Below are 10,034 nucleotides of genomic sequence, written 5' to 3'. Positions count from 1 at the left end.
GTTAGTCATCAACAATACCTTTTAGGTTATGCCCAGAGCAACTTTACTTAGCACGTGCAAAATTCCCTACGAGCTTTTGCTTTCTTCGATAATCTCCTCCATGTTGTCCAAAATTTGATCGGAGATCTCCTCATGGGTGTAAATGGAGGCTTCATCTTCCTCTCGCAAAAGATCTTCGCGTATTTTAGTGGTCAACTTGGCCAAGGCCAAGGATATGTCGTCGTTTTCCTGGGCGTTTATGGTTTTGTCCCTGGTGGAGCGGATGAATTTTTCTACGAACTTTTGGTACTCGTGCAAAACGTCAGGGCTTGCCACTATGGCCAGTTTATGGGTAAGAAACCTCAATTTTGTCATGTCCTCTTCTGATGCGCTTCTTTCCAGCAGGATGTGCTCCAGGTGGTCCAGGAACTTCATGTATATGGAGCTTTTCAATTCGAGAAACTTAATGCTTTCTTCTTTGCGAAGCTCCACTTCTGTCTGCTTGTTCAACAGCAAGGCAGTTATCAAAACGGTGATGATGGTTCCCAATATTATGAGGACTATCTCTTGGGAAAAAGGAAGGTTATCCATAACCCTATAGGCGTATCTCAGGTAAAAGTAACCCGATATGAAAAGTATCGAAGTAAAAAACATGTAGATGATGTTTTCTCTTGTTATCTTCCGGCTGTATTTTTTAGTCATAGTGCCCTCCGTGTTTGGTTGTTGGGATTATCTTTAGTCCATTATAAGGTCGTTTCGCCTGAGAGAAAATAAAGGATTTTGCCGTTTCATGTAAAAATGTTCGAAATACTGTAAAATAAGATAAAGTTTGGTAGATCTAAAGTGGTCAAGTGGTGGGAATTGGAACTTTATGGGAGGTGGAGGCAGTGGAGCAGGCCGTTAAGGTACTGGATTTCGCCATGAAAATGGAGCTTCAGGCACGAGATTTTTATCTGGAGTCGCTGGATGAGGTGAAGCTGGAGACCACGAAACAGCTTTTGGCCTACCTAGCGGAATGGGAAAAGGGTCACTACGATTTCCTCAAGAAACAAAAGGAAAGCGTGGAGGGAAACAGTCGGTGGGATACCAGCGCGGAACCTTCGATAGATGAGAAAGAAGGTGAAAAGATCGTTTCCTCCAAGAAAGAGGGGACACCGGTGGAACCCCCTATTGACGAGCTTACAGGCGATATGGCTATCCTGCGCATAGCACTGGTCATGGAGACGGATTTTCACAACTTTTACAAGAATGCAGCAAAGAACATGAAAGACGAAGAGGGGCGTAAGGTGCTTGAAATGCTTGCGGAGTGGGAAAGCGGGCACCAGCAGATGATAAACGAACAATATAGTGCTTTGCACAAGGACTTCATGGCAGAGATGGGATTTGAGCCATTCTAAAGATGCATATGAAGTGACAAAGACAAGGAGGATAGCAGACATTGGGAAAAGACAATGAATCGATACATGAGTTCGACGTTAATCTGATCTGTGAATATTTTTTGGGCCTCAAGAGGCAGGGGCCAGGGAGCCCAGAGGTAACCGTGAAGGCGTTGAGCTTTATAGAGGGTCTTTCAAAGGACTCCAACATTGTTGATATAGGCTGTGGAACAGGTGGGCAGACCATGGTTATAGCCCAAAATGCCCCTGGAAGGATAATTGGCGTAGATCTCTTTTCGACTTTCGTTGAAAAACTCAACGAGAATGCAAAAGCTTTAGGTTTGCAGGATAGAGTAGAGGGTATCATAGGCTCCATGGATAATCTGCCTTTTAATGATGAAGAGTTCGATGTTATCTGGTGTGAAGGGGCAATATACAACATAGGTTTCGAGCGGGGCCTGATGGAATGGCGCAGGTTCTTGAAGAAAGGAGGATACATAGCTGTTACGGAGGCTTCTTGGTTCACCGAAGAGAGGCCAGAGGAGATAGAGAAGTTCTGGCAGGATGCATACCCGGGAATAGATACCATTGCCAATAAAGTGGCCCAGATGCAGAAGACGGGGTATGTCCCCGTTGCCGTGTTTACTCTGCCTGAAAGTTGTTGGATAGACAACTTCTATGTTCCCCAAATTAAACTTCAGGAAGAGTTTTTAAAGAGAAACGAGGGGAACGATGCTGCAGCGAGATTCGTGGAATATCAACGGTACGAGGCTGAACTTTACCATAAATATAAAGAATACTATGGGTATGCTTTCTACATAGGAAGAAAAATATGATTTTGGTTTTAATTGTAGTAGTGTTCCTTATCGGTGCGGTAAAATGCTCGTTCCCTTTGAAGGGGAGGCATCCTGGATATTGGGGAAAGACATAAAACCTTACTGGCGAGGCATGATAAAAAAAATAGAATATAGATCATAAGCGGGTTTTAGGTAAAAAATTATTGCTGGAGGATCCAAACCTATGGAAGCTGTTCGGCTTTTTTCATCTATCTCTCCTGTATATCAAGCCCTAGTGGCGACTCTGTTCACCTGGTTTGTAACAGCCTTGGGGGCGGCCGTGGTTTTTCTTAAGAAGGACATCAACAGAAAGGCCTTGGATGCTTCTTTGGGCTTTGCTTCTGGGATAATGATATCTGCTAGTTTTTTCTCTTTGATCTTGCCGGCGATAGGGTTCGCGGAAGGTTCAAAAATACCCAGCTGGGTGCCTGTTTCAATAGGTTTTTTGTTGGGCGGTTTTTGCCTAAGGTTGTTGGACAGGGTTATACCTCATCTTCATCTTTTCTCTCCAGAAGAAAAAGCGGAAGGTATAAAGACGAACCTGCCCAAGACGGCCCTTTTGATTTTGGCTATAACCATTCACAACCTTCCTGAAGGCCTTGCCGTAGGAGTGGCCTTCGGCAGCTTGGGCACAGCTGAAGGATCGTCCCTCTGGGGTGCTGTAGCTTTGGCAGTCGGCATAGCCATACAAAATTTTCCGGAAGGTATCGCGGTCTCCTTGCCACTGAGAAGGGAAGGGATGTCCCCCTTCAAGAGTTTTTGGTACGGACAGCTCTCAGCAATTGTGGAGCCCATAGGCGGAGTCATAGGAGTGTCCATGGTTTTATTGAGCAAGGCCCTGCTTCCCTATGCCCTCTCATTTGCTGCTGGAGCGATGATATTCGTGGTCATAGAGGAATTGATACCTGAATCCCAGAGTGGAGAAAATGGAGACATAGCAACAACCGGGGCCATAATTGGCTTCGTGGTTATGATGATCCTCGACCTTGCCCTCTCATAAGGCCCTAAAAGGAGCCAACACTTTGATGTAAGGGATGAAAATTGTATAATAATTACATTCTTGCATTTATGGATGTCATGGCACTATAACCGTGTGTGTTTGGGGGACGATCGATTTGAAACTGACAAAGGCGCCAATTGCATTGTTCTGTGCCCTTTTTCTTTTTTGGATATTGTTTACGGGAAAGCTTGATACTGCAGGGTTAGTCCTTGGGATAATCTTGAGTGTGTTTGTAACTTGGTTTACATGGCGGGTCTTTATACCTCCTGCTCATGAAATGCCGGGACAGGTTGCACCGGTTTTGCATTTTAATTTGGCTTGGTCCTTGGTTTTCTTCCCTCTCTTTTTCTGGGAAATTTTCAAGGCTACGGTGCAAGTCGCTATGCTTACGTTGAAGCCTGACCTGAACCTCATGCCGGGCATTGTAAGGGTGAAGACGAACCTAAAGCACAAAACATCCTTGGTCATGTTGGCCAACCATGTAACTCTTACTCCAGGAACTGTCACGGTCGACGTAGATCTTGTGCACCACGAGCTGTACGTTCATTCCCTCAATCTTAGGACACTTGATGAGTGCGCTGTCTGTGCGGACGTGAACAAACTGGAAGAGCGCTTGAGGAGGCTGGTGGAATGATATACCTAACCCTTTGGGGGCTTTTGATCGCTGCTTTAGGAGGTTTTTACCGTGTTGTGGTGGGGCCAACCGTGCCGGATAGGATAGTGGCAGCCGACGCCATGACGGTCATTATTACCACTGCCTTGGCCGTTCTTTCTTTGGTCTTTGAAAATGGAGTGTTTCTGGATATCGCCTTGGCCTTTGCCATCCTGTCCTTTGCAGATGTCCTCATAATGGCCAAATATTTCGAGCATGGAGAGTTGCACAAATGATTAAAGAGATAACCCATGTAGTAGCTTATTTATTCATGGCCTTAGGAGTTTTTTTCTCCTTGACGTCTGTTTTGGGAATACTTCGTTTCCCTGATGTTTACACCAGGATCCATGCAGGGACCAAGGCCCTCACAGGAGGGGCACTGTTCGTTTTGACGGGGGGCGCAATCTTAGCCCCAAGCTGGCAGGCTTCGGCCAAGTTCGCCTTGATCATAGTGTTCTTTTTGATCACCAATCCTCTTTCATCTCATGCGGTTGCAAGGGCGTGTTACAGGCACGGTATAAAGCCGGAACTGATTTACAAGGATGAGTACAGGCAAAAACTATCCGATAAAAAAGGATGATTGCGATGGAGGCTTTCTTTGCTTTCGTGTGTGTTTTTTTGGCTCTAACGGCACTGGTCGCTTCAGAGGCCAGCGATATATTGAGCGCTGTAATAAGCCTCTCAGTTTTTGGTGTCCTTATGGCGATGGTATTTGTAATCCTCCAAGCCCCGGATGTGGCCCTGACTCAGGCCGTCATAAACTCTGGTCTTGTTACATCCTTTTTCCTGGTAGCCTACAGCCAGACTCAGAAGAAAAGCCTGCCGAAGCAGGAGAAAGATCCAGGTGATGATATATGAGGCTCAGGGATCGTCTTCATGACTTGGTTTTGCTGTGTCTTTGTCTTGGCATGGGGTGGTGGCTCTGGGAAGGGGTGGCTGCAATAGATGACCCTGAGTACATTATAGGCCCAGCTGCGTACTACCTTGTCAATACGGTCAGGGAGACAGGTGCTGCAAATGTAGTTGCGGCAATACTTTTTGACTACAGAGGAATTGACACCTTGGGCGAGGCAACAGTTATATTTACTACTGTCTGCGGAGTTGCCATGCTGTTCAGTAAAAGCAGATACAAAAAATCTTCTGCGGGGCTTTCTTTCATAGCGAGGCGAGGTCTAAGCTTTGTGATGCCTTTTCTCTTCATGTACGGCTCTGCGATAATCCTCATGGGACATCTATCCCCTGGCGGCGGTTTCCAAGGAGGAGCTGTTTTCGCTACCATAACCATCTTGTTCTGCATAGTCTTTGGTTCTAGTTTTGAGGCCTCCAGAATAAACCCTAAAACAAAGGAAACCATAGAATCCTTAGGTGGGATACTCTTCATTTTTATAGGGGGGATAGGTCTTTTGGCTGGAGCAGGTTTTCTGGCCAACATTGCAGCTGGTTTCCCAAGGGGACAATTGGGAAGCTTCCTCAGTGCTGGTACAATCCCCTTGCTCAACGTAGCTGTAGGTATGAAGGTGGGAGCTGGGTTATCGACCATATTCTACAGCATGGTAAGGGTATTGGAACTGGAGTTCGACGAACAACTCTCAGAGGTAATAGACAATGATAAAAATTAGCTACGCCACAGCCATTTTTGTGTTTTGTGTAGGCCTTTATACGATCTTGTCCAAGAGGAATCTCTTCAAGACGGTAATAGGTCTTACAATAATGGAAACTGGAACCCTAATGCTCATAGTCACTGCCGGTTATGTGCATGGAGGCGTGCCCCCGTTGATCCCAATAGAAGGGCAAGCCGTAAACCCTCTGCCCCATGCTTTCACCCTGACTGCCATAGTAATAGGGGCTAGTGATGTTGCTTTGGCCTTGGCATTGGTGATAAAGGTGCATCGTCGCTACGGAACGGTGGACTTGGACAAGATAAGGGGGTTGAAGGAATGATCCTCGTTTTGGCAGTTGTATTCCCCCTGTTATGCGCTTTCTTGATTCCCATTTTGCACCTCTATGGGGTTGCGCTGTTGCGGAAGGCCTTGCCCGTAATGGGATTTGGAACTTTGGCCTTGACCTTGGCTGCTGCAGCTTCGGGATTTAATGACTATGCCCTTTCTTTTTTGGGAGGGTGGTCCCCAAGGTTAGGAGTAGTGTTCGTGGCTGACAGCTTGTCGTCAGTTTTTCTTTTGTTGGCTGCCTTTGGTGGAGGTGCTTCCTTTTTGTACTCCTACGAAAGGATGGGGGCAGGGCCTTGGAGGTTCTATGTGATCTTTTTTCTCCTCCAGGCATCGATGAATGGAGTTTTAATCACCGGAGACCTCTTCAACATGTTTGTTTTTTACGAGATATTCTCTCTTACTGCTTATCTTCTTGTATCTTTCAATTTGACATGGCAGGCCGTGGAGGCGGGATTGAAATATCTTGTCATGGGGACCGTTGGTGCCTTTTTCATACTTTTGGGAGCGGCATACGCCTTTATAGCGACCAAGACCTTAAACATGGCCGCTTTGGCTGTATCCTTGCCCCAGATCCCTAAGGCGACGCTCGTAGTTATAGCTGCCTGCATGGTGGTGGGGCTTTCGTTGAAGGCGGGGGCTTTCCCCTTTCACTTTTGGCTTCCTGACGCCCACTCTTCAGCTCTAACTGCCGTCAGTGCACTCCTTTCAGGGGTAGTCATCAAAGTGTCCGTATATGCTCTCATTCGGATTTCCCTTTTGTTCTTTGGGGATCCCTTGCCTACAGTCTTCGATGTCATAACGGCCCTCGGAGTTATTTCCCTGTTGGGCGGGCACCTCATGGCTTTCAAACAGCAGGATATAAAGAGGCTTCTGGCTTACTCAACTGTCGCTCAGATAGGCTACATAATGATAGGCGCAGGTATGGGCACGGCCATGGGAATAGGAGCGGCTTTGTTCCATTCTGTAAATCACATGCTCATGAAATCGGGGTTGTTCATGACCGCAGGGCACCTTGCAGAGGAGATGAAGACTCGTAATATATCCCACATGAGGGGGCTTTTCGCCCATCGCAAGGGATTAGTTTTGGCCTTCACCGTCCTGGCTGCTGCTATAGTTGGGGTGCCGCCTCTTAACGGATTTATGAGTAAGTGGTACCTGGTAATGGCATCGGTTGAGAAAGGAAACCTCTTGGCTGCCCTGTCGTTGGTGTTTGGGACAGTCATTTCCGCCTCTTATTATCTTCGAGTCCTGCATGCGTTTTATGCCCCTGGAGATGGGCCTAAAAAATACAAGGACCCAAGGTGTCCCTTGGCGGTAGCTGTGGTTCTTTCGGGGTGCTGTGTGGTTTTGGGGTTACTTCCCTTTTTTTACCCTATTGGGGATATCTTTGCTGAAGTTGGGGCTAAGGCCCTTGATGTCAAAAACTACGTAGCCGCAGTTTTGTTGCAGTGATTGCTAAATCTTGTCCCGGCGGTTTCAACTAGCTGCAGTGTAAGAAAGGAGTTACTTGAATAATGGCCTTTGGCGACCCTATGAGCCTGTTCTTTGCTGTCTCTTCAACAGTTCTTTCTGTGGCGGTGCTTTTTTATAACGAATGGTATTTTGAGGGGAAAGAAAGGAGAACCTTTAACTTTCTGACTGTTGGGTGCTGGGTTGCCTCCATAGGGGCTCTTTTCGCACAGGATTGGTTGGTGTTCGTGGTGTTCGTGGAGGTGGTCTCCTTGATCCTGTGGCGAATGATCTCCTTTACGGACACAAAGGCGGCCCTTATTTACCTGCTGGCTCAGCTTGGGGCAGCGGGACTCATTCTCATAGGCGCAGCAGGGGCATCATTGGAAGCAGGAACGATGGCGGTGGGGCCGGTACCATCTGAATGGAGATGGTTTGTTTTGGTTGGGTTGGGGGTCAAGACCGCCTTTCCTGGAGTCCATTTTTGGCTGCCAAAAGCCCACAGTGCGGCGCCTACGCCAGCTAGCGCCTTACTTTCTGGATTTGCCGTCAAGCTCGGCATATATGGTATTGCCAGGCTAGGGACCTTCGCCAGCTCTCCGGAGCTTTTGATAATAGGTTCGGTCATGGCCATATTTGGGGTTTTAAAGGCCCTGATGCAGCATGACGCAAAGAGGCTTTTGGCATATTCAACAATAAGCCAGTTAGGTTACATAGTCGTATCTTTAGGGTTAGGAACACTGCTGGGGCTTGTTGGCGCCCTTTATCATGCCCTGGCCCATGCATTGTTCAAGGGGTTGCTTTTTTTGTCTGTGGGACGCCTGGAAAAATTCTACGGCACCAGGGATCTTCGGCTTTTAAGGGGTAGTGCTGTATGGGATATGCCCTATACTTTCGTTATGTTTGCCATTGGAACACTGGCGATCTCAGGTTTTCCTGGAATGAGCGGGTTTGCAAGCAAAGTAGTGATAAAGGAAGCTCTAAAAGAGCAAGGTATGTTCCCTATATATTGGCTTTTGCAGATAGCTAATGTTGGAACGGTAATCTACTTCTGCAAACTTGGCTATTATGGATTTTTGGGTGGAGATAAAAGAGGCTCAATAAAGATAAGAGAAAGATTATCTTCTTCTTGTAGCTCGTTGGGGTTTGTGGGAATGGGCATGCTGGCTGCAGGTACGGTGTTTTTGGGCTTTAAACCTGAGATTGTAAGTGGTTTTTTCAAAATTTCAATGCCCGGTTTCTTTGGGTGGGACAACGTTTTTTCTTCACTTTTGGTGGTGTCCTTGGGGGTGGGGATATTTTATCTTGTCAAGGACTTTCTCTCATCTGGATTTCGGGGGAGCGTTGTCTTGGATGGTTTGTGGAAGAAGATACAGCATGTTCCCCTTGCCGTTCATTTTGTCATAGTGAAGATGCACTCTGGAAGGTTGCGATTCTACCTGACTGTGGTCGTGTTTGCTACCTTGGCCATTTTGTTGTACTTGGCCAAGCACTGGCGTTGATTGTACAATGGCCGAAAATCAGATATTGGGAGCAAACCGCTATGAGGCTTTGGTCTCGCCGTGAAGCTAATTATTATATGTTGCAGTGTTTGATACAATTGAATTGGTTGGTGATAAGTTGGAGGCCATCAAGATATTTAAGAACGGGTTGCTTACGGGGCTGATACTCCAGGCTGCCATAGGCCCGGTGTTCTTCTTTGTTGTGAGTTTGGTTTTACAGGCTGGGGCCTTTGCTGGTCTGGCAGCTGTGGCGGCAGTAACGATGGTGGATTATCTTTACATAACCCTCGCTATATTGGGGGTGGGCAAGCTCCTTGAAAAGGACAAATTCAAAAGGATTTTTGGCCTTGTAAGCTCTGTCGTTTTGATTTTGTTCGGGTTGTCAATCGCAGCGAGTGGAGGCGGGGTGGGCTTTTCATCAAACCTTGTTCCTGGCAAGTGGGGCTTGATTTCCAGCTTTGCGTCGGCATTCATTTTGACCATCTCGAGTCCCCTCACCATCGTGTTCTTCACAGGGTTGTTTGCAGCCAAGGCCTTAGAGCATGATTATAAGAAGAGAGAACTTTGGATCTTTGGACTTTCTGCAGGAAGCGCCACGTTCTTGTTTTTGGGTACTTCAGTGGTTCTTTTTTCTATGTTTGCAGGCAGTGTGCCTGCTTCGCTCGTAAAGGTTCTTAATCTAATCGTGGGTGCCCTTCTTGTTTTCTATGGTTTGGTTAGGGGGGTTAAGATATTTAGATGTATAGCTTTAGATAGCTGCAAAAAGTGAGCTTAGAAAAGGGGTGGTTAACGTGAGAGTAAAAAATAAGAGGATCTTTAAAGCTTTTGGGGCCGTTTTAATGGCTTTGATAGTAGCCTCGTTTCTTTGGGTAGGTCCCCAATCTGTCGAAGCTGCCGAAAAGGAAAGGCCGATAGTCGTAGGTTCAAAGATAGATACGGAAGGAGCCCTTTTGGGAAACATGATAGTAGCCTTTTTGAAGGCAAAGGGATTCAAAGTGGTTGATAGGGCTCAGACTGGGACGACCAAGGTTGTTAGAGAAGCCTTGATATCGGGAGAAATTGATATATATCCTGAGTACACAGGCAACGGTTATTTCTTCTTCTCTGGGAAGACCGATGCCTCAGTCTGGAAGGATTTTGAAAAAGGATGGGAGACGATAAGGGACCTGGACAAAAAAGCCCACAACTTAGTGTGGCTCCGACCAGCTCCGGCCAACAACACCTGGGCGATAGCCATGAGAAGGGACGATGCCGAGAAGGCCAATATCAGGACATTGGAGGACTTGGCTTC

14 protein-coding genes are annotated in these 10,034 nt (G+C 46.9%); 13 read left to right on the top strand and 1 reads right to left on the bottom strand.

Features of this window, described 5'->3' with window-relative positions; genetic code table 11:
- Positions 1 to 66 precede the first annotated feature (66 nt).
- Positions 67 to 681: a hypothetical protein gene (locus V7Z69_RS08880; protein ID WP_334139649.1), complete on the bottom strand. Its 615-nt coding sequence runs from the start codon at positions 679 to 681 to the stop codon at positions 67 to 69.
- Positions 682 to 866: 185 nt separating this feature from the next.
- Here V7Z69_RS08880 and V7Z69_RS08875 point away from each other — a divergent pair, with 185 nt between their 5' ends.
- The 13 genes from V7Z69_RS08875 to V7Z69_RS08815 all read left to right on the top strand — a co-directional run.
- Positions 867 to 1,376, top strand: coding sequence for a ferritin-like domain-containing protein (locus V7Z69_RS08875; RefSeq protein ID WP_014162625.1), 510 nt, complete (start codon positions 867 to 869; stop codon positions 1,374 to 1,376).
- A gap of 41 nt (positions 1,377 to 1,417) precedes the next feature.
- The gene (locus V7Z69_RS08870) at positions 1,418 to 2,191 is read left to right on the top strand and encodes a class I SAM-dependent methyltransferase (protein ID WP_014162626.1); all 774 of its coding nucleotides are present in this window, start codon (positions 1,418 to 1,420) and stop codon (positions 2,189 to 2,191) included.
- Between the two features lie 184 nt (positions 2,192 to 2,375).
- Positions 2,376 to 3,191 carry a ZIP family metal transporter gene (locus V7Z69_RS08865; RefSeq protein WP_014162627.1) on the top strand — a complete coding sequence of 272 codons (816 nt, stop codon included), beginning with the start codon at positions 2,376 to 2,378 and terminating at the stop codon, positions 3,189 to 3,191.
- Between the two features lie 115 nt (positions 3,192 to 3,306).
- Positions 3,307 to 3,825 carry a Na+/H+ antiporter subunit E gene (locus V7Z69_RS08860; RefSeq protein ID WP_014162628.1) on the top strand — a complete coding sequence of 173 codons (519 nt, stop codon included), beginning with the start codon at positions 3,307 to 3,309 and terminating at the stop codon, positions 3,823 to 3,825.
- On the top strand, positions 3,822 to 4,079 hold the full coding sequence (locus V7Z69_RS08855) for an MrpF/PhaF family protein (protein ID WP_014162629.1): 258 nt from the start codon (positions 3,822 to 3,824) through the stop codon (positions 4,077 to 4,079). The genes V7Z69_RS08860 and V7Z69_RS08855 overlap by 4 nt, the downstream gene beginning before the upstream one ends.
- Positions 4,076 to 4,423, top strand: coding sequence for a monovalent cation/H(+) antiporter subunit G (gene mnhG, locus V7Z69_RS08850; RefSeq protein ID WP_334139648.1), 348 nt, complete (start codon positions 4,076 to 4,078; stop codon positions 4,421 to 4,423). The genes V7Z69_RS08855 and mnhG overlap by 4 nt, the downstream gene beginning before the upstream one ends.
- Positions 4,424 to 4,428: 5 nt before the next feature.
- Positions 4,429 to 4,701 carry a Na(+)/H(+) antiporter subunit B gene (locus V7Z69_RS08845; RefSeq protein WP_014162631.1) on the top strand — a complete coding sequence of 91 codons (273 nt, stop codon included), beginning with the start codon at positions 4,429 to 4,431 and terminating at the stop codon, positions 4,699 to 4,701.
- On the top strand, positions 4,698 to 5,462 hold the full coding sequence (gene mbhE, locus V7Z69_RS08840) for a hydrogen gas-evolving membrane-bound hydrogenase subunit E (RefSeq protein ID WP_334139647.1): 765 nt from the start codon (positions 4,698 to 4,700) through the stop codon (positions 5,460 to 5,462). Before V7Z69_RS08845 ends, mbhE begins: the two co-directional genes overlap by 4 nt.
- Positions 5,449 to 5,784: a sodium:proton antiporter gene (locus V7Z69_RS08835; RefSeq protein WP_334139646.1), complete on the top strand. Its 336-nt coding sequence runs from the start codon at positions 5,449 to 5,451 to the stop codon at positions 5,782 to 5,784. Before mbhE ends, V7Z69_RS08835 begins: the two co-directional genes overlap by 14 nt.
- Positions 5,781 to 7,244 carry a complex I subunit 5 family protein gene (locus V7Z69_RS08830; protein WP_334139645.1) on the top strand — a complete coding sequence of 488 codons (1,464 nt, stop codon included), beginning with the start codon at positions 5,781 to 5,783 and terminating at the stop codon, positions 7,242 to 7,244. The genes V7Z69_RS08835 and V7Z69_RS08830 overlap by 4 nt, the downstream gene beginning before the upstream one ends.
- Positions 7,245 to 7,324: 80 nt before the next feature.
- On the top strand, positions 7,325 to 8,743 hold the full coding sequence (locus tag V7Z69_RS08825) for a complex I subunit 5 family protein (protein ID WP_334139644.1): 1,419 nt from the start codon (positions 7,325 to 7,327) through the stop codon (positions 8,741 to 8,743).
- 85 nt (positions 8,744 to 8,828) lie between these two features.
- Positions 8,829 to 9,512, top strand: a complete 684-nt coding sequence (locus V7Z69_RS08820) for a LysE family transporter (protein ID WP_334139643.1) — start codon at positions 8,829 to 8,831, stop codon at positions 9,510 to 9,512.
- Between the two features lie 22 nt (positions 9,513 to 9,534).
- The coding region (locus V7Z69_RS08815; RefSeq protein WP_334139642.1) for a glycine betaine ABC transporter substrate-binding protein at positions 9,535 to 10,034 on the top strand (500 nt) is incomplete at its 3' end.

Origin of the sequence: Thermovirga lienii (assembly GCF_036847465.1) — a bacterium.
GTDB lineage: Bacteria > Synergistota > Synergistia > Synergistales > Thermovirgaceae > Thermovirga > Thermovirga lienii.
The sequence above is the reverse complement of the archived record's forward strand: the minus strand, read 5'-3'. Positions and strand labels throughout refer to the sequence as shown.